We start from the raw sequence: 25,914 nt of genomic DNA, 5'->3' as shown, positions 1-25,914 counted from the left end.
AACCGTTCTAATTTGTCTAGCGATTGTAATTTGTTTATTTTATTTTTTTATATTGCTTATTTTTCTTAGATTTGCCTGGCAAATAGAAAACCCAATACATATTTGCCATGCAATTAGATCCACAAAAATTCGTAGCAGAAGGTCTCACTTACGATGACGTTTTATTAATTCCAGCTTATTCTGAAATTTTACCACGTGACGTCGATACGAGTACCTCGCTGACAAAAAAAATCAAATTAAATATTCCATTGGTTTCTGCGGCAATGGATACGGTAACTGGTGCTGATTTAGCAATTGCTATAGCACAAGCGGGCGGTATTGGTATGTTACATAAGAACATGACTATTGCAGAGCAAGCTGCTGAAGTACGCAAAGTAAAGCGTTCGGAAAGTGGTATGATCCAAGATCCAGTAACACTATTAGCTAATGCTACTGTTGGTGATGCCTTTAATATTATGAAGGAACATAAGATTGGGGGAATTCCAGTGGTTAATGAAAAAGGCCAATTAGTGGGGATCGTAACCAATCGTGACCTTCGCTTTCAAAAAGATATGACTCGTCCGATCAATGAGCTGATGACGAAAGATAATCTTGTCGTTGCTCCCGAAGGAACGGATTTAGTGAAAGCAGAAGAAATTCTTCAGAACGAAAAAATTGAGAAACTTCCAGTTGTCAACAACGAAGGTATCTTGAAGGGTTTGATCACCTTTAAGGATATCCAAAAATATAAGCATTATCCGAATGCAGCTAAAGATAGCCACGGCCGTTTATTAGTAGGTGCTGCAGTAGGTGTTACTCCAGATACATTGGATAGGGTTGAGGCTTTGGTAAAAGCTGGTGTGGATGTGGTAACGATCGATACGGCACATGGACACTCCAAAGGTGTTATTGATAAATTGAAATTGGTGAAATCCAAGTTTCCAGAACTACAGGTGATCGTAGGAAATATTGCAACAGGCGCAGCCGCAACAGCATTAGCTGAAGCTGGTGCAGATGCTGTAAAAGTAGGTATCGGACCTGGCTCGATCTGTACAACCCGTATTATTGCAGGGGTCGGTGTTCCTCAGCTTTACGCTGTATATGAAGTGGCTAAAGCACTTAAAGGAACAGGAGTACCTTTGATCGCTGACGGTGGTATCAAACAAACAGGTGATATTGCAAAAGCTATCGCTGCTGGAGCAAGCACAATTATGGCTGGATCTTTATTTGCCGGAGTGGAAGAAGCTCCCGGAGAGACTATCATGTACGAAGGACGTAAATTTAAATCGTACCGTGGTATGGGATCTATCGAAGCAATGGAAAAAGGATCTAAAGACCGTTATTTCCAAGATGTGGAAGATGATATCAAAAAGCTAGTCCCTGAAGGTATTGTCGGCCGTGTTCCTTATAAAGGTACATTGGCTGAAGTTGTATATCAATATATCGGTGGATTACGTGCTTCAATGGGTTATTGTGGTGCTGCAACGATCGAAAAACTGCAAGATGCACAATTCGTTCGTATTACAGGTGCCGGATTGAGAGAGTCTCATCCGCATAATATCTCTATTACGAAAGAGTCACCAAACTATAATAGCAGAGGTTAAACACAAGTGATACTATAAAAATCCGACGATTTTAAATTGTCGGATTTTTTTGTGCAAAAATATTGGCAAGATTGCCCTAGTGATCGATAGGAAATTTGTACTTTTATACCCTATTCTCAGGTTTTAAAATTTAAGGAGTTAATTTGGATTATTTAGCGGGTTTAAACCCTTCACAACGAGGAGCCGTAGAGCAAACAGAGGGCCCTGTCATGATTGTTGCAGGAGCCGGTTCAGGAAAGACACGGGTAATTACCTATCGTGTTGCACACTTGATTCAAAAAGGCGTTGATCCATTCAATATCTTGGTATTGACATTTACGAACAAAGCAGCCAAGGAAATGCGTGCGCGTATTGTTTCAGTCGTCGGAAGCGAAGCAAAAAATATTTGGATGGGAACATTCCACTCCGTATTCGCAAAAATACTTCGCGTTGAAGCTGAACTAATAGGATACCCTAGAAATTTTACCATCTACGATACAGACGATACCAAAAGTTTGTTGCGTGCCATCCTAAAGGAGATGAACCTGGATGATAAATTATATAATGTCAACCATGTTTATGGCCGGATATCACAAGCCAAGAATAATTTGATATCCCCTCAGGAATACAATAAAAATGAAGCCATATTAGCCGAAGATATTTCGAATGGACGTGGGCAATTGGGACAGATTTACATGACCTATGCACAACGCTGTTATCGCGCGGGTGCTATGGATTTCGATGATCTCCTGTTCAAGACAAATGTTTTATTGAATAAGCATCCAGAGGTATTACACAAATACCAACATCAATTCCGTTACCTGATGGTCGATGAGTATCAGGATACAAACTTTTCCCAGTATTTAATTGTAAAACGACTGGCCGCAGTCAATGAAAATATCTGTGTTGTTGGGGATGATGCGCAGTCAATATATGCTTTTCGGGGAGCGAATATCCAGAATATTTTGAATTTCCAGAAAGATTATCCAGACGTGAAGATTTTCAAATTGGAGCAGAATTATAGGTCCACCAAAATGATTGTCAATGCCGCAAACTCGGTGATCGCCAATAATCAGAATCAGCTGGAAAAGAATGTTTTTTCGGATAATGAAGAAGGAGAAAAAATCAAGGTTTCACGTGCTTTTTCCGATAATGAAGAAGGAAAGATCGTTGCAGACCAGATTATTGAGGAAAAATCCTTAAAGGGACTCAATTACAAAGATTTTGCGATTCTTTATCGTACCAATGCCCAATCGCGTGCGATGGAGGAGGCGCTGCGCAAGATCAATATACCTTATAAGATCTATGGTGGTACATCCTTCTACCAACGGAAAGAGATTAAAGATTTGATCGCTTATTTCCGTCTTACCTTCAATCCCAATGATGAGGAAGCACTGAAACGTGTGATCAATTATCCACGTCGGGGAATCGGGGATACAACCATAGAAAAGATTATGATTGCTGCCGATCAAAATCAATATCGTATTTGGGATGTTGTTGCTAACGCGGCACATTTCCTGGATGGTCGTAGTGCGACCTCTGTAGGTGGTTTCGCACAGATGGTACAAAGCTTCCAGGCGTTGGCTAAAAATAATAATGCGTTTGATACCGCCATGCATATTGCACAGCACTGTGGTATCTTGAAAGAACTTTACGAGGATAAGTCTGTAGAAGGGTTGGCGCGTTATGAAAATATTCAGGAGCTGCTCAATGGTATCAAAGAGTTTTCTGAACGGGAAGATATTGAAGACCGTGGTCTGGACGTCTATATGCAGGATATCGCGTTATTGACCAATGACGACAACGATAAAGACCCCAATGCGGATACAGTTTCTTTGATGACGATACACTCTTCTAAAGGGCTTGAATTTCCCGTTGTTTTTATCGTAGGTCTAGAAGAAAACTTATTTCCGTCTCAGTTGTCATTGAATTCCAGGACTGAATTAGAAGAAGAACGAAGACTTTTTTACGTTGCTGTTACGAGAGCTGAAAAAAAATTACTACTTTCGTATGCTACTTCGCGATATCGTTGGGGAACGTTGAATAATTGCGAACCCAGTCGTTTTTTGGATGAATTGAATCCTGCTTGTCTTGCACTGGATTTTAAACCACGACAAACTTCCGCCTCAGCCGGCAGTTTTCAAGGCGAACGAATTGCATGGCAACAAAAGGACAGTGATGATACGTTTTCTAAACCTAAGCCTAAAGCAATGGTTAAAACAACGTCTATACTGCCAAAAGCCCACAAACCTACTGCGGGTTTTGCTCCTTCTGACACATCAAATCTTCAGGTCGGCATGGAAGTTGAACATGAACGCTTTGGATTTGGTAAAGTTGTCAATCTCGAAGGAAACAAAGGAGATATAAAAGCAACTATTTTCTTTAAAGAGTTGGGACAGAAACAATTGTTGCTTAAATTTGCAAAACTTAGAATAATTCAATAATAAAATACCAAAACGAGATCTTAACCGTTTAATTAGGTACTTATATTAGCTATATGAACTTTGACTACAACAGCACTAGGCCAAAATTGATCCTTGCAGAATATGGCCGCAATGTGCAAAATATGGTAGATTACATCTGTAGTTTACCCACAAAGGAAGAAAGAAATAAACATGCCCAAATCGTGATTGACATGATGGGAGTGTTAAATCCACATTTAAGAGACGTTTCAGATTTTAAGCATAAACTTTGGGATCACTTACAGATTATCTCTGATTTTAAGCTTGATATCGACTCGCCATATCCTATTGCGACAGCAAAAAGTGTTAAGCACGAAGTTGAACACTTAGGCTATCCGCAACATTCGATTAAATTCAAACACTATGGATTTACAGTGGAGAAAATGATCGATAAAGCGTTGAAGGTAACTGATGAACCTAAGCGCGAGCAGATGGTTATCGGTATCGCTAATTTTATGAAAATGGCATACGTTACTTGGAACAAGGATTCAGTATCTGATGAATTGATTATTCAGGATCTGAAAGAATTGTCAGGATATCAATTAACTTTACCTGAAGGTACGGTATTGACTAAACTTGATTTTAAGACCCCGCCTCCAGGAAATCGTATCAAAGGTCCTACAACGAGCAACTCTAGTGGAAACAATAATAGCCATAGCAACAATAATAGTTCTTCAGGTTATCAGTCGAAAGGCGGCGGCGGTAGTGGCAAGCCTCGTATGTCAAATAACAATAACAATATGAAGCGTAACAACTTTGGCAGCAATAACAATAGCAATAACAATAATAACAACAATAGAAATAGAAAACCTCAAAATAATTACAATAACAAAAGAGGCTAGTTCTTTAAGTTTTTGATTTAAGAAGCAGGCAATTGCGAAGTGATTCATAGATTTCTTTACAATTGCCTTCTTTATTTATAGTATGGATTTGTCTGTCAGTCCGGGGTTAGGTAATCGATCAATAAGATCCTAGACGGCTCAGGATTGTTGATTGGACAGCTCCACAAAATTTTTTCAATACAATTTTGTCGATTTTAAGAATCCCGAAGTGTCATTTAGTGACATAAGCTAAATTATGAGTCGGGTTTTGTTGTAATAAGAAGATATCAGTTATATAAATGAATGCATTTGAAATAATCGGTGGAAAACCGTTAAAGGGAGAGATTATTCCTCAGGGAGCAAAAAATGAAGCGTTACAGATTCTGTCAGCAGTTTTACTGACTGAGGAACCCATGACCATCAGTAATATTCCCGATATTAAGGATGTCAATAAGTTAATTGATTTGTTGGCCGCATTGGGTGTTAAAATTGATCGTATAGATAAAGATACTTACGTTTTTGAAGCGAAAGATATTAATATAGATTATTTCCAATCACCTGAATTTAAAGAAAAAGGTGGTGGCTTACGTGGTTCCATTATGATTGTTGGGCCACTGTTGGCTAGATTTGGAAAGGCTGCTATCCCTAAACCGGGAGGCGATAAAATTGGACGTAGACGTTTGGATACTCACTTTCTAGGTTTCGAAAAGCTTGGTGCTAAATTCGTTTACGATGCTGCCACACATTTCTTTAATGTGGATGCAACAGAGTTAAAAGGTAATTATATCTTATTGGATGAAGCTTCTGTGACTGGTACAGCAAATATTGTTATGGCTGCTGTATTAGCCAAAGGAGTAACAACTATTTACAACGCTGCATGTGAGCCCTATTTGCAACAGCTTTGTAAGATGTTGAATCGCATGGGTGCTAAGATATCAGGTATTGGATCCAATTTATTGACCATTGAGGGAGTAGAACGTCTTGGTGGAACATCACATCGCATGTTGCCTGATATGATCGAAATCGGCTCCTTTATTGGCTTAGCAGCAATGACCGGATCAGAAATTACCATTAAAGATGTTTGCTTCCAGGAATTGGGTGTAATTCCATCGGTATTCTCCCGTTTGGGTATTCAGTTTGAATTGCGCGGGGATGATATCTTTATTCCAGCACAAGATTCATACGAAATTGATACTTTCATAGATGGTTCTATCTTGACAATCTCGGACGCGCCATGGCCAGGGTTTACGCCGGATCTATTGAGTATCATTCTGGTGGTAGCAACACAAGCGAAAGGCAACGTATTGATTCACCAAAAGATGTTCGAAAGCAGATTGTTCTTTGTGGATAAATTGATCGATATGGGGGCACAGATCATTTTATGTGATCCACACCGTGCGACAGTAATTGGTTTGAATAAATCGCATTCTTTGAAAGGTATCGAAATGACATCTCCAGATATTCGTGCAGGAGTATCCTTATTGATCGCAGCATTATCGGCGAAAGGAAAATCTGTGATCCATAATATCGAACAGATCGAACGTGGATATCAAGATATCGAGGAGCGTCTACGTAAATTAGGAGCAGATATCAAGCGTGTTGACGTGGAGCCGAAAGGACACTAGTCTTAAATTGGGAATAAGTAGCCCGTAAAAAATAATATTTGATAATAAGAGCCTCGGAGAAAATCTGGGGCTTTTTTATGAAACGAGACATAATAACAAAACTTAAAATAAATAGAAAAGGAGTTGATCATATCAACTCCTTTTCTATTTATTTGCTAGCCCGTTATACCAAAGGAGCTGGTGCTTCCTCTTCAAATAAAGGGAATTCCTTGATAATATTGTACCAAGTAATCACTTTCTTGATATCTGATGTATATACACGCGATTCATCATGGCCAGGAGCGACTTCACGGAAGAAATCTCTCAATGTAGCACCATCCGATTTCGTGTCCGGTAATGTCAGACCTTTTTCTTTGATGGTTTCGAAAATATCCAAAAGACGGATTTCTTCTTCTTCACCATAAATGGTAATATCTTCCAATGTCGCCATTTTTGTCGAAGATAAACTTACTATAGACTTAATTTTCGCTTGATCAAGGGTTTCTAAAATAAAACCACCTTTATTTTGTCCAACCAACTTGAACAATCCTGGTTTACCAGTTACAGATACTAATGCTCTTAAATTCATTTTAATTTTTTTTAAATCTCCAAGAATTAATCTTCGATTACTTCAATTGATAAAATACGGTCTCCTTGTCTGATATCATCTACCAGATCAACATTCTCAATTACTTTTCCGAAACAAGTATGATTACGGTCTAAGTGAGCTGTATTGTTGCGGCTGTGGCAAATGAAAAATTGAGAACCACCTGTATTGCGACCAGCATGCGCCATTGACAATACACCTCTGTCATGGTATTGATTTTCTCCAGTTAATTCACAATCGATTTTATAGCCGGGACCACCTGTTCCAGGGATGCCTGCAGCGCCTTCACGTGAATTTGGGCAACCACCTTGAATAACAAAATCAGGGATAACACGGTGAAAAGCCAAACCATCATAATAACCTGATTTAGCAAGTTTAATAAAATTTGCTACTGTATTTGGAGCATCAGCTGTGTAGAAATCCACAGTCATGTCGCCTTTTTCTGTTTTAATAATCGCTTTACTCATGTTCAAAAATTTTTATGAAATACAAAGATAATGTTTCAGAGTGAAATGTGAAGTAATTCGTAATCTCCATTTTTTTTTAATTGATCTATCTACGGATCAATGACCTGAAAAATAATGCGAAATATTTTATATATTTATGTGAGCTAGCCAATTAAAGTTTAAACAATGTCAAATCTGCACAAATTAGTTATCAGGAAATGGTCTGAGGCGGATCGACCCCGCGAAAAATTATTAAATTTAGGACGGAGGGCCCTTTCCGATGCAGAATTATTGGCAATTTTGATTGGGTCTGGCTCAATGGACGAAAGTGCAGTGGAACTATGCCGACGTATATTGGCCGATGCGAACAATAGCTTAGACACAGTCTCGAAGATGGAAGTCTATGAATTGAGTCAATACAAAGGTATTGGTGAGGCCAAAGCCATCTCGATTATTGCAGCCTTAGAACTGGCGAGACGTAAGAAGGAGGCTCCTGTAGAAGAAAAGAAGATCTTAAATAGCAGCAAGCGCGTGTATGATTTTATGAAACCCATTCTACAGGATTTACCCCATGAGGAGTTTTGGACACTATATCTGAATACTGGATGCAAATTACTGGATCAACAGCTCATTGGTCGTGGCGGAAATGATTTTACACCAGTCGATGTTCGAATCATCCTAAGAAATGCCCTTGCAATAAAAGCACATTCTATTGTGCTGATTCACAACCATCCCTCTGGGACTTTGCAGCCGAGTCATGCTGACAGGATTCTGACGCAAAAAATTGTCGAAGCATCAAAAATTATGGATATTACAGTAAATGATCACCTGATCTTTACAGACAATGGATATTATAGCTTCAGAGATGAAGATATAATTAATTAGCTATAGGACAATCTAACATGAGCAAAAATAGTATTGAGCGATTTACAGATAGGGTCGTGGATTATGAAAAATTTAGACCCAATTATCCAAAGGAAATTATTCAGATTCTTAAAGAAAAGATAGGTTTGGATAAGAAATGGCTGGTTGCTGATATCGGTAGTGGTACAGGTTTATCGACGCAGCTGTTTTTAGAAAATGGAAATGACGTCTTTGCCGTTGAGCCCAATCGGGAGATGCGGGAATCATTGGTACACCATTTTAAAACCTACCGGAATTTAATTGCATTAAATGCTACCGCTGAGGATACGTCCATAGAATCCAGTTGTGTGGATTTAATTTTCGCCGGACAATCTTTTCATTGGTTCGATCGGACAGCCTGTTACAACGAATTCAATCGTATCCTTACAAAAACGGGGCATATCGTATTGGTCTGGAACCAACGTGATCCAACGGATGCGTTCCAACAGGAATATGAACAGTTTTTACGTAATCATATTCCTAATTACCAATCTGTCAGTCATAAAAATATATGCGATGATGAACTTCGGAGTTTTTTTGCGGATAGACCAATGACAAAGGTATCCTTACCTAACCAACAGATTTTCGATCTAAAATCGTTTCTAGGAAGGGTAAGATCATCTTCTTATTTTCCTAAAGAAGGGGATGAAAATAAAAGCTTATACGATGACCTCCGCTTATTGTTTGAAAAGTATGCAATTTCTCAACGTATCGTGTTTAAATATATTACCGAGATCTATATCAGCTAAGACACACTAGTGGAATCTGTGGGAGCCTTTTGTTGCTTTTTTTATTGAAAACGAGTTTGGTCGGCCCGAATGCGTGTGATGAGCGGCAAAATATGATCATTATCCTTACTTGCGGATACCGATTGGAAAGTGTATGGCATTCGGTATCACCGATGTCTGTGATAGTTAAAAAAATGTTAAAGATCTCGCTGGAATGGGTACATGGCATTTTATTTGGAAGTGATTGAGGGATAAGTTAAAAAGATATGTTTGGAGTTGAATTAATATTCTTTAGACGGTGTTTATTTCTAGTGCCAATTTTCGTGTTGGCAGGCAGAGTAAACGGTCAACAGCTTACTTCCTTCAGTAGTTGGGAGGGAAATTTTCATTTTGCGAATCGTTGGATAGATCCTTTTTTCCCTTTAAATATTCAGGCTAATGTGGTTGCATTGGACTTAGCCGTCAATGATAAAGCCAAAAATTCAGGCGTAAAGAAACAAACTATAGATAAGGTAGATCGTCCGACCGCAGAGGTTTCGATTCCCGTTGTGGAAGATAGCAAGCCTAAAGCGGGGATAAAATACTCTTCTTCCCGTTCAAGTACATTATATCGTGTAGCCTTGGATAAACAGCTTGACGAGCGCTATGATGGAAAGCAAGTTTTTGTGGATGCAAAAGGGGTAAAATATATAATTGATTCGAAATATAGAAAGCAGATCATCAAGTGATTATGTGGTGAAGTTAAAACTTTGTTAAAAAAAATATTGTAAAGAAATTTTGGCATTTGTATTGTACTTTTACCTATAATTATTTAAATAACAATTGGGTTATGAAATCAATAAATCGTTTCAAAAAAATCACAGCTGCATTAGCTCTGATCGCAACATTTGGATTGGGACAATCCTATGCGCAAACTGCTCCTAAGAAAATGGAGAAAGAAGCCAAAAAAACAGAACAAAAAGTAAAAGAGGTAAAGACCAAGGCCTCCGGGACCGAAACGAAAGCGAAAGCTGCCCCCGCTAAAGCGATGGAAAAGAAAGATGCAGTAGCCAAAGAGAAATCTACTCAAGCAAAAAAAGCTACTGAAACCAAAGCTGCTCAGGTGGAAACCAAAGAGAAAGCCGTAAAGAAGGAAGCTACGAAAGCAGCTGAGACAAAAACTGCTCAAGTAGAAACCAAAGAGAAAGCTGTAAAGAAGGACGTTACTAAAGCGCAAAAACAGGTGTCTGCAGTTAAAAAAGATGCCGTAGCAACAGCCGACAAGGCAACCAGCGAAAAATACAACGGTCATACAGTTTATCTAGGTCCAAAAGGAGGTAAATATTACATCAATGGAAATGGTAATAAAACTTACATTTCCGATAAAAAATAGTATTTAGTAAAGCATTATACATAAAAAGGGGCATCCATGGATGCCCCTTTTTATGTATAATCAATTATTTCTACCGCAATATATTCAATAGGTATTCTTTATCGAGGTAGAAAGCATTTAAACTTCCACCATCTTCAAGAATCGTGCTGCTGATTTCTTTTTTATGCTGTTGTAGCACCTGAATTTTATCTTCAACCGTATTAGGACTGATCAGACGAACGGCGGTGACATTCTTTTGTTGGCCAATACGATAGATACGGTCGATCGCCTGTTGTTCAACGGCTGGATTCCACCATGGATCGACCAGATAGACAACATCTGCTGCTGTGAGATTAAGACCCGTCCCGCCAGCTTTGAGACTAATGAGAAAAACACGGATATTTTGATCCGTTTGGAAATCGCTGACCAGCTGCCCTCGGTTTCTGGACTGACCGGTCAGTGTAAGCGACGGTATTCCATTCTTATCCAATGCTTCCTTAATCAGTCGCAACATGCTGACAAATTGCGAGAACACGATGATTTTATGTTGATCTTTTTTGTGTTGAATTTGTTCCACCAGCATTTCGATCTTGGCCGAATCTTCCGCAGATGTCAGGTCTTCACTTTGGAGCAATTTACTGGAATTGCAGATCTGACGCAATTTGGTCAGACCTTTAAGAACATGCATGGGACTTTTTTTGATTTCATCTCCATCTTTAGCGGAGATAAATTCACGGAACTCCTTTTCATAAAGATCGTATATCCGACGTTGCGCAGTTTTCATTTCACAATAGAGCACCAATTCATTTTTTACGGGAAGATCATCCAATACATCCTGCTTTGTTCTCCGCAGGATAAATGGCTTGATTTTTTCCTTCAACATCCTTTTTCTTTTACGATCGTGAAAAGCATCAATTGGTGTCGTATAGACGTCTTTAAAATACTTTTTATTCCCCAATAAGCCCGGAACAGTAAACGAGAGCTGTGCAAATAAATCCATTGTGTTATTCTCAATAGGTGTTCCTGTAAGAATAATACGGTTTCTCGACCGCAATAGATTTACGGCTTTGTACCGCTGTGAATCTGGATTTTTTATATGCTGAGATTCATCGAGTATGACATAGTTGAATGTCAGCTTTTTTAATCTATTGATATCGGTCAGCAGATTATGGTAAGAAATAAGCACGATATCCAGTTCTTCAAACTGATCCGTTATATCGCTTCGGTTTGGCCCTTCGAGGATCAGTGTGTTAAAAGATGGCAGGAATTGCTGAATTTCATGCTTCCAATTAAAAATGAGTGTGGTTGGAAGAACCAAGAGTGTCGGAGCGGATATACCCTTTGCTTTTTGAGTTGCCAGAAAGGCTAGGATTTGGACCGTTTTCCCTAATCCCATATCATCGGCCAGGCAGGCTCCGAAATTTAACTGGTCCAAAAAGTTGAGCCATTGCAACCCTTGCAACTGATAGCTGCGTAAATCTCCGACAAAAATATCAGGTAATTCTATTGGTGGGTACGTTGGTAAAGCGGAAAGTTGATTTTTTAAATAGCTAACCTCGGCTGATACTTCCTGATCGAGCTCTTTTTTGTCAAAGAGCAGATCGATTTCGCTAAACTTATATTTGGGAATCTGAATAAGTTCATCCTCGATGATTTCAGCGGCATTAAAATAGGCCTCAAATTTTTCTAGCCATTCCTCAGGCAAAATCCCAAACGTACCATCATCCAGACTAATAAATTGAGAACGATTGCGAACAGCTTTTTCAAGCTTCTTAAGTGAAACACTTTTAGGGCCAAATTTGACTAACATATTGGCATTAAACCAATTTTGTCCACTTAATACCTCAATTTGTATTTTACCTTTGAAACGGCTTAGTTTATTCCCCTTTAACGTATTGAATCCGATAATCTGGATACCCTGATTATGCCATTCATCGAAGGCATTCAAAAACCAGTCTTTATCCAGAAAATTTTTGCGGTGCAAATAGAGATGCTGAAAACTATCATCATCCAATTGCTCCTGAAAATAGGGATGCTGCTTGAGCAGTAGTGAGATCACTTTGGTTTCTACCTCTTTTTTTCGTTCTACCAAAAATTGGGCTCCTTTTGCATCAGTTCCAAAAATGTTCCTTTTACTCAAAATAGGAACTTCAACATCGCCATAACGCATGACAGGTATTATGTTGACAAAGTCTTCCGATTCTTCCAGGAAAAGGAGTGCTTGCATATCCTGATAGTAGAGATTTTCCTTCAATTGTGGTTTGCTCGCCTTGGGGATATCCTTGAAATTTAACACGACTGAATTGGCAAGGGGTTCTAGAAATAGCTCATTAAACTCTTTAAACTTGTTGCGGTGTATGCGCAGTTGATTGCCTTTGTTTCCAAATAGGCGAATCAGCTTGAGGTGAAGTTTATTTTCGACAAGGTAGAGGTGCTTTTTTATCAGGATAAAGTGGTCAAAAAGAATACGCAGATCCTGTAGATCGTAAGCGATACCGTGAATGGATAATTCCCCTTTTATACTATAGAATGCGTCATTTTGCTCGACTAACAATTTAATCTCTCCCTTGTTCAAACTGATTTGAATTGGAGATAACGAAGTAGCCGTTATATTTTCTGCTTTTTCGTGATCGTGGAGGTAGAAATCCAGGGTCAGCGGATTTTTTGCAATAGCACGCAAACTGCGTTCAACAGCGACATCCGCTTGTTGTAAAGGCTGGGCAAGCTGGTTGATTGCTGCAAAAAACTGGGTTTCTTCAATGGAATCAGTTTGCCAGATACGTGTTTGACTTTCCATAACCGAAATGGGATTTTTCGGTGCACCCGATTTCGACTGTGGCGCCTGGCATAACAATACCTGTAATTGCTTATAATAGCGATTACGCGTTAGTACGATAAAACTATGCTGCTGTTCGCTTGAAGGTTTAGAGGGGCTTGAATTCGGTTCCAGTAGATCAAAATCATCTATGGAGGTCAGGTGTTTGTCTTTTAAGACGAATTGTAGATCAGCATCTTTAACCTGTGCCGAAAAATAGGTTTCCAGCGCTGGCTCATTTTCTAAACCATACTGAACAGCGGCCTTTTTTAGTAGATTTCGATAACGGTTGAGGTCGAAAAAAGATAACCAGTTTTCTTGTCCGAATAGTTTCGTTAACGTTGCTTTCTGGTGGGTACAAAAGCCCGTTTGAGCACAATTGCAGAAAAGCGAAGTTACAGGTGATTTGTAAATAACCATCACCTGAAAATTCGTATAGCTTTCGATCACCTGAAAGGTAGCTTGATTGAATTCCATCTCCAGGACATTGATTTGGATATTTGCCAAGGCGGTATCCATCCAGGGAAAATAAGAGTAACGGCTTACTGTACCGAAATCTATTGTTGTCAATGTATGTTGATGGAAATCCATACGGAGTCTATTAAAAATTAAAATTCATGCCGCCATAATAATTTCGCAATGGGGCTGGGTTGAAATACCGACCACCGAAAGCGTTGATGTCATTACCAAGGCTATATTTTTGGTTCAGCAGATTGTCGGCACCAGCAAAAATACTGACTTTATGTCCATGGCCTACAGCTTTGCTCCAGGATATTTTGCCTTGTAAAAGATGGTAACGTTTTGCATAAACGGTATTGGCGTCATCCAATGGTATGGCAGCGGTTAAATTGGAAAGTAGATCCAAGCGAAGTTGATAAGGGAAAAGAACATTTAAAGTGTTTACCCAAACTGTTTTTGGGACAGCGGTTAATTTATTACCACTGTAATCTTTATCCCCAACTTGATAGTTTTTGAAAGAATAGTTATTTAAAGAAAAATTGCTTCCGACCTGTAAACTACGGATCAGTCCGGCAGACGTTGGTGTTAACAGATAGGCGAGTATTGAAGCTTCAATTCCTTTTTGATCTATTTTTCCTGCATTCTGAAAATATTCTGCTCCAGATTCGCGTACTTGCCGAATAATGGCATCATCCATTTGATACGTGTATGCTGCTGCATCTAATATAACACGGCGGTTCCACAAGTGCCATCGAACACCGAATTCATGGTTGGTTCCAGTCTCAGGCCTTAGGTCCTTATTGATCATATTGTCAGATGAGCGCACTTCCGCAATTGTCGGAGCTGAAAAACCTTTTGAAATAGAAGCCCGGACTGCTAATGTTGGCGTTGCCATATAGGAGACGGCGGCTCGCGGCATCCAGGTATTGCCAAAATTGATATGTGCCTTATCCTCTTGTGCAATTGGATAGCGCTGTTGGTAAGCGATCTTATTTTCATTGAGCCCAATGGACAGTTCGACTTGAAGACGATCTAACCAAGCTAGCTGAGTACGCGCAAAGAATGACTGTTGACTATTTTCCAGCTTATCTTTGGCTTGTGGATTGCCAGCCTGCCCTTGATTATTATCATAATTGTCTATATCGTACCAACCTTTTTGAGCCTCTAAACCAAATTGTAGTTCATACGTTAAGTTTTTGCTGAACCGATCAACATAGGATAAATACAACCGTGTCCCTAAGTTTTTTTCATCTCTTTTTTCATAATTGGTGATAAATGGGTTTTTGATCTGGTTGGACGAACCGAATACATTGGCAAACAAGGTTAATTTAGAATTGATACTCGTTTGGTTGCTTACACCGCCAAAAAATGTTTTATCATAGATTGCCGCTTTTTGTTCCGCAGCACTTGGATTCGGGCCACCTTTGGGACGAGATTGCCGGCGATCGCTCTCCAGTTGTGCAGCAGTAAGACCTCCGGGAGTTTGATACCCCAGATCGGTATAGAATCCCGTGAATTTGAGCTCAGAATGTTTTGCATATTGCCAATTGTAGTTCAACTGGACGGTTTTCTTGTTCAAGGATGAATGTTGCCGATAACCGTCACTGCGTGTCCAGCTTTGATTGATCGCCAATTGCTGTGTCTGATTGATTGGAAGTATGGCATTGAGCTGCTGCTGAAATAAGCCATATGAACCTCCAGTTAGCTGTAAGTTGACTTCTGGTTTGGTCAGGGTATTAAAACCCTTGCTGTAGAGTGAAATTACACCGCCAGAGTTGGCACCATAAATAGAACCATCGGGTCCTTTCAAAATATTGATCTGGTCTATTGCGTAAGGATCAATCAGATTGAGGTAAGTGTTTCCTCCAGCATCTGTGAGCGGAAAGTCATCCAGATAGATCTTTACGTTACGGACACCGAACGGAGAACGGAGCATGCTACCCCGTAATGCTAAACGATAGCTTCCGGGAGAGCGTTCTTCCATGCGTAGTCCAGGTACCGTATTCATGACAGCCACAAGTGCTGGCGATTGCTGAGATTGAATCCGCTGCTGACTTAATACGGCAGCGGATGATGTAAGTCGTAGTAAGGGTTGTTTATTAAAATAAGCTTTAATTTCGACCTGTTCAAGTCTATTGTTGATGCTGTCAGTCGTTTGGGCATATAATTTACCGTATAGACAAATTGCGGCAAGTAGGTAATTTCTTTTCATTTTTAATGGTTAGGTTGGCCTAGTCCGCAAATTCTTGGCTAAAGTAAATTTCAAAAACTGCTTTGGTTTTATTGTATTTCAAGCATTGATAATTGGCATATACCGAGCTCGTCGGTATGCACAGCGTATTTGCCATAGCATTTGTCGGGAAATCCCTGCTTAAGCATCCTCGTTTGAGGTCAAAGATATGATTGGTTGAAATATTGTTGATCGAAAATGCATTTTCATCAATCAAATAATTTGATTGACTTGAACGGATATAATCCTCTTGATAAATCAATTCTGCGCCAATACTATAATCTAATGTTCCATTGGCATAGTAACAATCGGATTGATGCAGCAAATTGGATACTTGTACGTCCCGATATAATGTTTTAAAGCGTTTATTCTTCTGATCAAAAAGAAGGATTTCAATTTGATGTTTTTCTTTATCATAAACAATATATGCCAGATCGTTCCCTTTATTCTCAAAAATATCTCCTTTTGTATGCGCCAAAATATTGAGATTTGCATGACTCTCGAAATAATTCTTTTGCTCTTCAGCAAGGTCTGCTTGCATTTTTAGATGCAACTTTTCAAAGAGTCCCTCATCAGCCAATTTGACCAGCTGTTCGCGTTGCTGATTAGCCATCTTATTGAATCGTGGATTAGTATAGGTGGAGGTATCGAGCAAAGGTTTCACTGCCTGGGGGCTTTCAGTCGCCTGCTGACTTTGGTTATTGACCACACTGTCTTTTGTAGGAATGGTCTGAGGATTAGATTGTGTTGTTTGCTGACAGGAAGCAAATCCAAAAAGCAAAAGGTATAGAAAAATTGTCTGTAAATTCATGCGTATTTATCTTCAATGGGGGGACTCCATCCCTTGGATTTTGGACGAAGTCACAATATCGGCTAATTTAATGATTTTATAGAAAAGAAGTCTTGCCGCTTTCCATTAAATTAAAATGCTTCATTCAATCCGAGGAAGAATCCACGGGATCCATATTTTCCTATGGCATAGTCCAAACAGAGGTTTGTTCGGGTGGCTTTGTTAAACAGTACCCGTAGCCCTGCACCACCGCCCGGCTGCCATCTTTCAAAAAGTTTTGTGCCCAATTCATCACTTGCACTTTGGAGGTTAAAAAATGCTGCGCCACTCAAAAAGCGGTTTTTTAAAATTGGGAAACGGTATTCTGTTTCCGCATAGGCAAAAGAAGGCCCCTTGAAATAACCGATTGTATAACCGCGACCGGTTCTTACAGCAGCATCTCTTCCTGTACCAGGGAGGTCGAAGTAGGGGAGAACGCCACCAAGTTTGTAAGAGCCCCAATACCAAAATGCAAGTACATGTGCTGGATCTGACTGCGATAAACTAAAGTATTTCCGAAAGTCGGTCGTGAGCTGGACGGCATTTTTGCTACTGCCCAATAAGCTTGTATTCCATCGTAGGCCAATATCCGAATAGATTCCTTTATAAGGTCTGTTGGGATTATCCCGGGTGGTATATTGCATATTCAATAGGAGGCCATTGGAGTTGTAGCTATCTGGAGCAAAACCATGCTTTTCGGTATATATTGTATTGGGTGTAATATTGCCATTTGGGCCACTGCTTGTTATTTTCCGTCGCAGATCGAAGGCCAGTCCGGCTCCTAAAAATAAGTCATCAGCAACCTTTTTATAGACCTTCTCATTAAACGTGAAGGCATCGTATTTGGCCCCATATTTTTTATGCTCGGGATTAGCAAGTATTTCCTCCTCCTCATTGTTCCATTTGCCCTGCGGGGTCATACCCAAACCTGCGTCTAGGGCAACCATTTTAACCAACGCAAAAGCCCCCTGAAAATTCAACTTATTGTTTGGGGTAAATACATTGTGGCTAATATAGAAAACCATGATGTTTTTGGTCGTAATGGAGGCTGACGTTGCCGCGATTGACATAGTCGTTGTTTTTGGATCACCCAGTACTTTTCCAGCAACAGCCTTGACTCCAATCTGTCCACCAATCGTCGGATTATAGGCAATGTTTGGCATTAAGGTAATCGGCGAACGTTTGCTGGATTTTTCCTTTTTACGTTTGGGGTGAATAATTCGGCCGATCAAATCCGAGATATCATATTGGCTCGCGAGAATGGAATCGCGTTGCTTTTTATAGAAGGAAGCCGAATCTATCTCAGTTTCAGATTGAGCCACAAGCCTATTGGATATCAGCAGAAAGCAAGGTAGTAAAAAACAGAGCGTGAATAAATAGTGATGACGTAAAAATTGCTGCATACCTTCGGGTTTATCTTAGATCTAAACGTCAAAAATATTAAAATGTTTTTTAAAGGAATGAACACAATTTTATTTTGGACAGTTATTGGGGCTAGCCAATTCTTGTTGGGTCGGAAATTATCTGCTTGAATCTTTGCATGTTTAAATGCGGAAATGCGTGCGGTAGACAATTTTCAGTGATAGGATAGAATCACGCAATTAAACTTGGAAGTAAGGGGAAATTTATCTTAGTTTTGATTATTTAATTCAGACATATGATACGACAAAATATATATCGCTGCAGTTTGGCCTTGCTGTTGCTAACGGGTTTTGCGCAAGCACAGGAACTCTATACACCCAGGAATATTAAACAAGCCATTGAAAAAGGCACGCGGACCACAACCGGTGTGCCAGGTAAAAATTACTGGCAAAACTTTGGGAAATATGATGTCAAGGTACAGTTGGATCCTGCCGCGAAGACCGTCCGTGGGAATGAAACAATTTTATATACCAATAATAGCCCCGATACGTTAAAGCAATTGGCAATTCGATTTGTGAACAATGTACACAAACCCAATGCTGCACGTTCTAATTATGCTTCGGACGACTATTTGACATCAGGGTTAAAGATAAAATCCTTTAAACTCAACGGACAGGTTTATGAGGTCAATAGTGGAGATTGGGGAACAGTCAAACTCGGTGATTTTGGGCAGAAAATTCTTCCCGGAACAGTGGCAACCTTGGAGATTAGCTGGGAATATCCGTTATCAGTTGAGAGTGATCGCGATGGCATGCTCAATGCATCTACTTTCTATTGCGCTTATTCCTATCCACGTGTATCTGTCTATGATGATTATAATGGCTGGGATGTTTTGGAGCATAACGGTAGACAGGAGTTCTATAATGGTTTCAATGATTATCAGTTTGAAATTGCTGTTCCTAAGAATTTTGTTGTCTGGGCCACGGGGGAGCTTCAGAATGCAGCGGAAGTATTGCAGAAGCCTATTTTAGAACGCTTTGAGCAATCGAAACGGCGTGATGAGCCTATCCATGTTGCTACAGCATCTGAAATGAAGGAGGGCAGGGTAACTGCACAGCAGGAATGGAATAAGTGGAAATTTAAAGCAACTTATGTTCCTGACTTTTGTTTCAGTGTAAGTGACAATTATATATGGGATGCTGCTAGTGTTGATCTAGGGACCAAACGCGTCAGTGTACAATCCAGTTATGTTGCTGGTACTCCCGATTTTGAACAGTATATTGGCTGGCAGCAATATTGTATCGACTGGTTTTCCAAAAATTGGCCCGGTGTGACCTACCCTTATCCGACAATGACAGCAGTACAGGGATTTGCGGATATGGAATACCCTATGATGATCAATGATTCAAGTGTGCCCGACAATTTTGTTGATGCCCGACAAACAGCAGATCATGAGATCGCACATACCTATTTCCCTTTTTACATGGGGATCAATGAGACCCGATATGGTTATATGGATGAAGGCTGGGCTACAGCACTTGAATTTTGGATTGGTAATGCGGAGATCGGAGCTGAAAAGAATAAGGAGCTTTTTAAAGAGTCACGCGTGAAACGATACATCTTTGACCCGTCTACAGAAGAGGATCAACCATTGATTACCATGACTTCACAGTTAAATGGTCTGGGCTACGGAAATAATGCCTATATCAAAGCTGCCTTATCGTATATCGCGCTACGGGATTATTTAGGTGATGCGGTTTTCAAAAAAGCGCTACATCATTATATGGATCTTTGGCATGGTAAACACCCTACGCCATGGGATTTCTTTTATAGTATCAATGCCGGAGCTGGTCAGAATTTAAATTGGTTTTGGAAAAACTGGTATTTTACCAATAATTACATCGATTTAAAGGTGGATAGCTTTAAGCAGTCTGGCAATAAAAATACCTTGTCGATCACAAACGCAGGGGGATTTGCGGTTCCATTTGATGTCTTGATTACCTATACAGACGGCACTTTGGAAACAAAACATCAAACACCTGTAATTTGGCAACAAAATGAAAAACAGGCAACAATCAGCTGGTCATCTTCAAAGAAAGTGAAGAAAATTACGTTGGATGGGGGTGTCTTTATGGACTATACAGCCAAAGACAATGATTGGGCAGCTGTAAAATAACAACGTTATTTATGTCAATCTCCTTCTTATAAAGGAGATTGACACAATTCCTGTTAAATTTATAGCCGCACATTGTCTGACAATGAAATTATTGTGCGCTTAGGTCGGGACCCAACTTAAAGTTGATGTCTTTGCAGCTGCTAATATCAGTGCTGAATATCCTTTCCCATATGGATGGGTAATTTGAAAATAATCAGCTTGACGAATCAATTGTCTGTGTTATTGAAAATTGTCAATAGTTCTGAAGGTCAGATTCACACGAGGCATAAATACCTTTTTTGTAGGGGGAAGACGGTGCAACCAATACGTCTGTGTAAGATCCTTCATAACCAGAAGACTACCATTTCCCAAAATAAGATCTACTTTTTCTTTTGTCGTTTTGTGCTTGAAAGCAAACTTTCTTTCGGCTCCAAAACTTAAAGAAGCAATGGCACCATTTTTCTTTAGGTCTTTTTCTCCGTCACTGTGCCAGGCCATCCCTTCATCACCATTGTGATATAGATTCAATAAACAAGAATTATAAGTTTCCTGCGTTTTTAATTCAGCAAGTGTTTTTAGTTCGAGTAGTTCTTTTGTCCAAGGAAGAGCTCTTTTGGTGGTATTGGAATAGCTATATTCAAAAGGCTGATCCCCATACCAGGCGACTTTGCGTTTAGTGATAATTTCGTTTCCGAAAATAATCGCACGATCGTTTACCCATTCGATGGAATTCATCAACAGGTTAAAATAATGATCCGCTTGTTGCGGATCTAGTATTTTGCCATAGTAATTGACTGTCCCATCATAGGGAAGTATATTTTTGTTTCCATCAAAAAGATTGTCGAAAAGTTCCATGTTATCCTTACCGTTTTGTTGCCCTATATTGCCGTGTGGAGGCTCTCCCAGCCGATAATCGCTGTTTTTCTTATCGGATCCCAACGATACCCCCCAAATATACCACTGTTTTGGATAACCCGGTGACAGGGAATCAGATAAGCAATAGGGTTACTGCCAATGGCTGTGCCTACAGCACGTGAAGCCTTGGGGTTTCCGATTTGAGAAGCAATCGAACCATAAGTGCTTAAATTGCCCATAGGAATTTTTAACAGTGCTTCCCATACCTTCAACTGAAATTCTGTTCCTTTGAGATGCAATTTCACCTGACCGATATCATTATCCTGTGGATTTAATGCTTTTAGTGCATTTTCATGCATTACATCCTTCTGTTGTATATATTTTGCGTTTGGGAAGCGCTTTTGAAGCGTTTCGAATGCAGATTCTTTATCTTCTTCATAAGCAATATGACAGATACCCTTTGAGGTAGAGGCTATGATGATGGGGCCAAAAAGTGTTTCATAATAATAGTATGAAATAAGCAGGTTGGCACCTTCATTCTTGTACTCAGCAGGTGTCATCCCTTCGATATTGATAAACAGTTCGTGTAATCTGCTGCTACTCGAAAGGCCCAGTTGAAAAGTGGTTTCTGCAATATTGTTTTCCTTCAGTAGTGATTTGGCGTGATTTAAACTAATATATTGCAAGAACTTCTTCGGGCTTGTGCCTGCCCAGGAGGTAAACATCCGTTGGAAATGAGCTTCACTCATGTAGACATGAGAAGCGATCTGTCCCAGTGTGGGTTGAGTTCTGAAATTTTCTTGTAAGAAATGTATTGCCTTGGCGATACGTTGAAAATCTACTTCTTGTTGAATAGTCATGATTGTCCATTTAGTTTATACAAAGTTGCTAAGAAGAAGAAGTTTATAAAATCCGATTTATGCTAAATTGAACGAATTTTAAGAAGTTTTATCGGAATGTCCCAATGATTTTTCAGGGGCGACAATATCCCGGATCAGTTGCTTTAATTCCTTTATTTCGGGAAATCGGCCTGCTCTTTTTCGATCAAAGATTTCTTTGTTGTCTATGCGTATGGTATAACGGCCCGCAATTTCACTTGGAATAAGCAGGACGCCGTGGATATCTTCCGTGAAAGAGCTCAATATCTCTTGGGACATATAAGCTGCACGCAACATCCAATTGCATTTTGGACAGTATTCAATTTCGATAACAGGTTTTGATGCCATGATTTAAACTAAGATAGTATGCGTTTTATAAAACAAATGTACTTATCTCTCTGCTGTCATCAAAACGTCCATAAGAAATCCACCCCAGACCGTTGACAAATAGTCGTTGAATAGTCTGGGGTGAAATCTTAGTTCATCATCTTGTTTTTTCGACTATCCGATCTTTAATGAAGTCATGGTCAGTGAGCCTGCTACAGAATTGTCATTAAACAAAAATAGATCTTCATTTTTTTCCTGTAAAGCCAAAGTATAAATTAAAGGAAGATAGTGTTCCGGTGTTGGGATTGCTAGGTCAAACTCTTTTCCCTGCTGCCTGAAATCAATTAAAGCCTGATGGTTGCCATCTTGAATAAACTTTTTCATCTTATCATTCGCAATGGAGGCCCATTCGTAGGCGTATCCGGTTGTATTGAGTTTATCCCAGGCTACCATTCTGAGATTGTGGACCATGTTGCCGCTTCCGATAATCAATACACCTTTTTTCCGTAGCTCTGCCAGTTGCTGTGCGATTTCATAATGATAAGAAGCTGGTTGGGTGTAGTCGATACTCATCTGAATAATGGGCACGTCAGCATTGGGGTATAAATGTTTGACAACAGACCAGGAGCCGTGATCCAATCCCCATTTATCGTCAAGATGCACTTCGGTTTTTGTAACGATACGCTGTGTTTCTTGGGCTAAGGATGGGCTTCCGGGTGCAGGATATTGTACGTCAAACAGAGCTTGGGGGAAACCTCCAAAGTCATGGATGGTAGCCGGATGCTCCATGGCGGTAACAAATGTTCCACGTGTCTCCCAATGCGCCGAGATAACCAGGATTGCTTTCGGCTTTTCGAATGTTTGTCCTATTTTTCTGAATCCCTGAACAAACTCATTGTCTTCAATGGCATTCATGGGACTTCCATGTCCTAAAAAAAGAGCTGGAAATTTATCTGTCGCAGTAAGTTCAGTAGACAATTTACGTAATGAACTTGCGGGACTAGCTATGCCTGATAAGGGTAATGTTGCCATAATTTTTATAAAATCCTTTCTACGCATTTGAATATTTCTAATAGCGTTAATTGTTATTACAAAATTAAGTAGAGTCGGGTGGGAGGGGGTATTGTTTTTTAGTCAATCTGTTGTATTATTCGGAAATCAATTTCTGTATTTCATTTCTAAATTCAGATGGTGTCATTCCGGCTTTCTTTTTGAAAACGTTGGTGAAATAAGATTTTTCCTGATAGCCTAATTCGAAGCCTATTTCCGAAATCGTCTTATTGGTTGTTAACAATAGATTTTTGGCTTCTATCAGTTTTCTTGTTTCGATGATCTCCGATACGCTCTGTTGCAATATACTTTGGCAAATCAGGTTTAAATTGCGTGCGGACATAAAAAGTTTTTCCGCGTAATAGTTAACCCCCTCTGGTCGTCGATAATTCTCTTCTAATATAAAAAGAAAGCTAGTGAACGTTGTACTTTGGTTTTTTAATTGTTGTTGGGTATCCGGAAATTGTTTTTTTCGCTCGGACTCGATCATAATAAAGATTGTACTCAACAATTGCTTAATAACGGCATAATCTACTAAGGACTGTTGTGTTTCCTGTTGGATCATTTGGCACAGGATGACCAATCTGGAAAAACAGGTTGGTTGGAAAAAAGTCAATGTTGCATTTTCATGAAAATGCGCATAAAGTTGGAAGGTGGTTTCGGGGATGAATTCGCTTTTAAATCGGATAACCCAAAAATCGATGTCATTGTCTTGGAGAAGCGGTTTTACACGATGATTTTTACCTTGCGCTACAAAACTGACAAAGGGAGCGCTGTATGTTTGCGCTTTAAAATCGATAAAATGCTCTAATCGTCCCTTTACACCAATAATCAGTTCTTCGAAATCATGTTGGTGCATTTCATTTTTCGACTCTTGGATGCGTAGTGCTTCTTTCGCATCGACTTGATATATTTTGAAAAGTTCGTTCAAAACTGCTGATAACGATTAAATTTTCCTTATTATCCAAACTTAGATAAATTGCTTTTGATATACAATATAATTACGTTTCGTATAGAAACAATTAATTGGTATCTTCTCTGCCACCGAGATTTTTTTTGTAGCGGAAATATACAGCTTAATTCCCGTTATGTGATGCACAATTTTTGGATGCTTTTGCTTCAAAAAACTGCGTTTCCAGCGAGTTAGTCCACGTGTTTAGCATTTTTTCGTGTTTTTTTTACGCTGCAGTTCGGTTTTTGGTCACTCTTGAATTGGGGCTAAATCGGGCTTTAAAGGTGTCTGAGTACAGATTTGAGCGATGTAAGTCCGGATTGTAGACATGCTGTTTCCATGTTAAGACGGACTCACCATGGACACAGCACGGACAGATACTAAAACAGTCCCGACTGAGATACACAGGAGCTCCGGGGGCAATCATTAGGTTCTCATTTCCGATCCCGCTCCGGCCCATCTCTGGGATTACTTCCTACCTGGTTTACACTTAAAAAAGTTATAACAAAGTATTAACACCGGATTAGCAGGGATTTACCCCTGTTATACCCCTGTTACCCCCCTATAAACCCTAAGTAATATCCCTTTTATTATTAAAACAGTTAGAAAGCAATCTGCCGGTTGTTCTACCCTTATAGCGGAGGCTTTTTCTGTGCTGTCCGGATTTTTCTGAAATCCCCCGGATCACTTCTACTGCCGCTCCATTACAAAATACGGGACCTTATGATCAATATAAGAACAGCTATCCCCATCGAGGAGCAGCTGTTTGGTAACTATCCGGCCTTGTCGCGGACCTTACTGCGGCCGATCCGCGCGTACATAGCCTTTTTCGGCTGCGGTTCGGGTCTCGTTCGTCCCCGCTTCGCCCTTTGTTCGGGATTTCTCTATAGATTCTCTACCGTTTCCCTATCTATTCCCTATTCAAACAATAGGGAATAGATAGGGAATGGATAGGTAAAAGGTAGGCAGCGTCCGAAGGAGGGGCGAAGAAAGGGTGAGCAGATCCCGAGGAGCGCCCGTTTGAAAATACCCTTCAGCCCCCTCCGGCAGTGACTGTCGCGGTTCCTTGCTTCCCTGATCCCCGGTTTCTGCCGCCCATCCACTTTTATCCCTTCGCTGTCTTTTTTGCGCGCATAACTGACCCTGCTGCAACCTTTCCACTGCATTCCCCGGTTTTGCGCTGCTGCGGCGTACGTCTAGTCCCATAGGCAATCCCGACCTTTCCACTGTGTATCCGCTGCGGTTCCACCATCCCCCTGCGCCGCCTTTCCACAGCGTTTCCACAGTCTCGGCGCTGTTTCCCTGCGTCCGATCTGGCCATAACCGTCCTTTTTTGTCCCCCGGAGCCCCTGGGGATCCTGTTTTACAAAAAGAATCGGCCAAGTTCACAGCGAGTTAGCGGCAAAATGAAATAAATAAGAATAAAAGGCTTGGAAGTTTGTTAGTAAACTCCCTATCTTTGCACCACTCCGCAAGGGAGGAACGGTTACTTCGAAAGAAGAGGCCATGAAAAAAAGA

General features: G+C 40.1%; 21 protein-coding genes. 9 read left to right on the top strand and 12 right to left on the bottom strand.

What is annotated here, in order from left to right:
- The first annotated feature begins 107 nt into the window (after positions 1 to 107).
- The 4 genes from guaB to murA all read left to right on the top strand — a co-directional run bounded on the left by guaB (position 108) and on the right by murA (position 6,470).
- Positions 108 to 1,583, top strand: coding sequence for an IMP dehydrogenase (guaB, locus tag DFQ12_RS26000; protein WP_120261947.1), 1,476 nt, complete (start codon positions 108 to 110; stop codon positions 1,581 to 1,583).
- A gap of 143 nt (positions 1,584 to 1,726) precedes the next feature.
- A complete protein-coding gene (locus tag DFQ12_RS25995; protein WP_120261946.1) occupies positions 1,727 to 4,006 on the top strand; it encodes an ATP-dependent helicase in 2,280 nt (759 codons plus the stop codon).
- A 53-nt stretch (positions 4,007 to 4,059) separates the two neighbouring features.
- Positions 4,060 to 4,866: a DUF4290 domain-containing protein gene (locus DFQ12_RS25990; RefSeq protein WP_120261945.1), complete on the top strand. Its 807-nt coding sequence runs from the start codon at positions 4,060 to 4,062 to the stop codon at positions 4,864 to 4,866.
- Between the two features lie 278 nt (positions 4,867 to 5,144).
- Positions 5,145 to 6,470: a UDP-N-acetylglucosamine 1-carboxyvinyltransferase gene (murA, locus tag DFQ12_RS25985; protein ID WP_120261944.1), complete on the top strand. Its 1,326-nt coding sequence runs from the start codon at positions 5,145 to 5,147 to the stop codon at positions 6,468 to 6,470.
- A gap of 163 nt (positions 6,471 to 6,633) precedes the next feature.
- Here murA and DFQ12_RS25980 read toward each other — a convergent pair whose 3' ends face one another.
- Positions 6,634 to 7,038 carry a DUF5606 family protein gene (locus DFQ12_RS25980; protein WP_120261943.1) on the bottom strand — a complete coding sequence of 135 codons (405 nt, stop codon included), beginning with the start codon at positions 7,036 to 7,038 and terminating at the stop codon, positions 6,634 to 6,636.
- Between the two features lie 26 nt (positions 7,039 to 7,064).
- Entirely contained in the window at positions 7,065 to 7,523 is a 459-nt protein-coding gene (locus DFQ12_RS25975; protein WP_120261942.1) for a peptidylprolyl isomerase, read from the bottom strand.
- Between the two features lie 165 nt (positions 7,524 to 7,688).
- Here DFQ12_RS25975 and radC point away from each other — a divergent pair, with 165 nt between their 5' ends.
- The 4 genes from radC to DFQ12_RS25955 all read left to right on the top strand — a co-directional run bounded on the left by radC (position 7,689) and on the right by DFQ12_RS25955 (position 10,505).
- Entirely contained in the window at positions 7,689 to 8,387 is a 699-nt protein-coding gene (gene radC, locus DFQ12_RS25970; protein WP_167457358.1) for a RadC family protein, read from the top strand.
- A gap of 17 nt (positions 8,388 to 8,404) precedes the next feature.
- On the top strand, positions 8,405 to 9,154 hold the full coding sequence (locus DFQ12_RS25965) for a class I SAM-dependent methyltransferase (protein ID WP_120261941.1): 750 nt from the start codon (positions 8,405 to 8,407) through the stop codon (positions 9,152 to 9,154).
- A 305-nt stretch (positions 9,155 to 9,459) separates the two neighbouring features.
- Complete coding sequence (locus DFQ12_RS25960; RefSeq protein WP_147420481.1) at positions 9,460 to 9,861, top strand: hypothetical protein; 402 nt, start codon at positions 9,460 to 9,462, stop codon at positions 9,859 to 9,861.
- 101 nt (positions 9,862 to 9,962) lie between these two features.
- Positions 9,963 to 10,505, top strand: coding sequence for a hypothetical protein (locus DFQ12_RS25955; RefSeq protein ID WP_120261939.1), 543 nt, complete (start codon positions 9,963 to 9,965; stop codon positions 10,503 to 10,505).
- Positions 10,506 to 10,575: 70 nt separating this feature from the next.
- On the opposite strand, the gene DFQ12_RS25950 is transcribed toward DFQ12_RS25955, so the two are convergent.
- From DFQ12_RS25950 to DFQ12_RS25935, 4 genes are all read right to left on the bottom strand, one after another.
- A complete protein-coding gene (locus DFQ12_RS25950) occupies positions 10,576 to 13,890 on the bottom strand; it encodes a DEAD/DEAH box helicase (RefSeq protein ID WP_120261938.1) in 3,315 nt (1,104 codons plus the stop codon).
- A 10-nt stretch (positions 13,891 to 13,900) separates the two neighbouring features.
- Positions 13,901 to 15,970, bottom strand: coding sequence for a TonB-dependent receptor (locus tag DFQ12_RS25945; protein ID WP_120261937.1), 2,070 nt, complete (start codon positions 15,968 to 15,970; stop codon positions 13,901 to 13,903).
- A gap of 19 nt (positions 15,971 to 15,989) precedes the next feature.
- Positions 15,990 to 16,799 (bottom strand): hypothetical protein, encoded by an 810-nt coding sequence (locus DFQ12_RS25940; protein WP_120261936.1) that lies wholly within the window; start codon positions 16,797 to 16,799, stop codon positions 15,990 to 15,992.
- Between the two features lie 110 nt (positions 16,800 to 16,909).
- Positions 16,910 to 18,220 (bottom strand): BamA/TamA family outer membrane protein, encoded by a 1,311-nt coding sequence (locus DFQ12_RS25935; protein WP_120261935.1) that lies wholly within the window; start codon positions 18,218 to 18,220, stop codon positions 16,910 to 16,912.
- A 254-nt stretch (positions 18,221 to 18,474) separates the two neighbouring features.
- Here DFQ12_RS25935 and DFQ12_RS25930 point away from each other — a divergent pair, with 254 nt between their 5' ends.
- Positions 18,475 to 20,355, top strand: coding sequence for a M1 family metallopeptidase (locus DFQ12_RS25930; RefSeq protein WP_120261934.1), 1,881 nt, complete (start codon positions 18,475 to 18,477; stop codon positions 20,353 to 20,355).
- Between the two features lie 219 nt (positions 20,356 to 20,574).
- Here DFQ12_RS25930 and DFQ12_RS25925 read toward each other — a convergent pair whose 3' ends face one another.
- The 6 genes from DFQ12_RS25925 to DFQ12_RS27990 form a co-directional block, all read right to left on the bottom strand.
- Positions 20,575 to 21,189 carry an alpha-ketoglutarate-dependent dioxygenase AlkB family protein gene (locus DFQ12_RS25925; RefSeq protein WP_120261933.1) on the bottom strand — a complete coding sequence of 205 codons (615 nt, stop codon included), beginning with the start codon at positions 21,187 to 21,189 and terminating at the stop codon, positions 20,575 to 20,577.
- 23 nt (positions 21,190 to 21,212) lie between these two features.
- Complete coding sequence (locus tag DFQ12_RS25920) at positions 21,213 to 22,049, bottom strand: methylated-DNA--[protein]-cysteine S-methyltransferase (RefSeq protein WP_167457356.1); 837 nt, start codon at positions 22,047 to 22,049, stop codon at positions 21,213 to 21,215.
- Positions 22,050 to 22,127: 78 nt separating this feature from the next.
- Entirely contained in the window at positions 22,128 to 22,415 is a 288-nt protein-coding gene (locus DFQ12_RS25915; protein ID WP_120261932.1) for an Rdx family protein, read from the bottom strand.
- Positions 22,416 to 22,568: 153 nt separating this feature from the next.
- The gene (ygiD, locus tag DFQ12_RS25910) at positions 22,569 to 23,453 is read right to left on the bottom strand and encodes a 4,5-DOPA-extradiol-dioxygenase (protein WP_120261931.1); all 885 of its coding nucleotides are present in this window, start codon (positions 23,451 to 23,453) and stop codon (positions 22,569 to 22,571) included.
- An 88-nt stretch (positions 23,454 to 23,541) separates the two neighbouring features.
- On the bottom strand, positions 23,542 to 24,375 hold the full coding sequence (locus DFQ12_RS25905; protein WP_120261930.1) for a helix-turn-helix domain-containing protein: 834 nt from the start codon (positions 24,373 to 24,375) through the stop codon (positions 23,542 to 23,544).
- Positions 24,376 to 25,501: 1,126 nt separating this feature from the next.
- On the bottom strand, positions 25,502 to 25,717 hold the full coding sequence (locus DFQ12_RS27990) for a hypothetical protein (RefSeq protein WP_147420480.1): 216 nt from the start codon (positions 25,715 to 25,717) through the stop codon (positions 25,502 to 25,504).
- Positions 25,718 to 25,914: the final 197 nt, after the last annotated feature.

This window comes from Sphingobacterium detergens (assembly GCF_003610355.1).
In the GTDB taxonomy this organism is placed as follows: Bacteria; Bacteroidota; Bacteroidia; order Sphingobacteriales; family Sphingobacteriaceae; genus Sphingobacterium; species Sphingobacterium detergens.
Note: the sequence above shows the minus strand (reverse complement) of the source record. Positions and strands in the feature narration are given on the sequence as shown.

Bases quoted from the DNA above. Each gene is read 5' to 3' on its own strand.
- guaB (WP_120261947.1), top strand. From the start codon at position 108: ATGCAATTAGATCCACAAAAATTCGTAGCAGAAGGTCTCACTTACGAT.
- DFQ12_RS25990 (WP_120261945.1), top strand. From the start codon at position 4,060: ATGAACTTTGACTACAACAGCACTAGGCCAAAATTGATCCTTGCAGAA.
- murA (WP_120261944.1), top strand. From the start codon at position 5,145: ATGAATGCATTTGAAATAATCGGTGGAAAACCGTTAAAGGGAGAGATT.
- DFQ12_RS25980 (WP_120261943.1), bottom strand. From the start codon at position 7,038: ATGAATTTAAGAGCATTAGTATCTGTAACTGGTAAACCAGGATTGTTC.
- DFQ12_RS25975 (WP_120261942.1), bottom strand. From the start codon at position 7,523: ATGAGTAAAGCGATTATTAAAACAGAAAAAGGCGACATGACTGTGGAT.
- radC (WP_167457358.1), top strand. From the start codon at position 7,689: ATGTCAAATCTGCACAAATTAGTTATCAGGAAATGGTCTGAGGCGGAT.
- DFQ12_RS25965 (WP_120261941.1), top strand. From the start codon at position 8,405: ATGAGCAAAAATAGTATTGAGCGATTTACAGATAGGGTCGTGGATTAT.
- DFQ12_RS25955 (WP_120261939.1), top strand. From the start codon at position 9,963: ATGAAATCAATAAATCGTTTCAAAAAAATCACAGCTGCATTAGCTCTG.
- DFQ12_RS25950 (WP_120261938.1), bottom strand. From the start codon at position 13,890: ATGGATTTCCATCAACATACATTGACAACAATAGATTTCGGTACAGTA.
- DFQ12_RS25945 (WP_120261937.1), bottom strand. From the start codon at position 15,970: ATGAAAAGAAATTACCTACTTGCCGCAATTTGTCTATACGGTAAATTA.
- DFQ12_RS25940 (WP_120261936.1), bottom strand. From the start codon at position 16,799: ATGAATTTACAGACAATTTTTCTATACCTTTTGCTTTTTGGATTTGCT.
- DFQ12_RS25935 (WP_120261935.1), bottom strand. From the start codon at position 18,220: ATGCAGCAATTTTTACGTCATCACTATTTATTCACGCTCTGTTTTTTA.
- DFQ12_RS25930 (WP_120261934.1), top strand. From the start codon at position 18,475: ATGATACGACAAAATATATATCGCTGCAGTTTGGCCTTGCTGTTGCTA.
- DFQ12_RS25925 (WP_120261933.1), bottom strand. From the start codon at position 21,189: ATGGAACTTTTCGACAATCTTTTTGATGGAAACAAAAATATACTTCCC.
- DFQ12_RS25920 (WP_167457356.1), bottom strand. From the start codon at position 22,049: ATGACTATTCAACAAGAAGTAGATTTTCAACGTATCGCCAAGGCAATA.
- DFQ12_RS25915 (WP_120261932.1), bottom strand. From the start codon at position 22,415: ATGGCATCAAAACCTGTTATCGAAATTGAATACTGTCCAAAATGCAAT.
- ygiD (WP_120261931.1), bottom strand. From the start codon at position 23,453: ATGCGTAGAAAGGATTTTATAAAAATTATGGCAACATTACCCTTATCA.
- DFQ12_RS27990 (WP_147420480.1), bottom strand. From the start codon at position 25,717: ATGGCCAGATCGGACGCAGGGAAACAGCGCCGAGACTGTGGAAACGCT.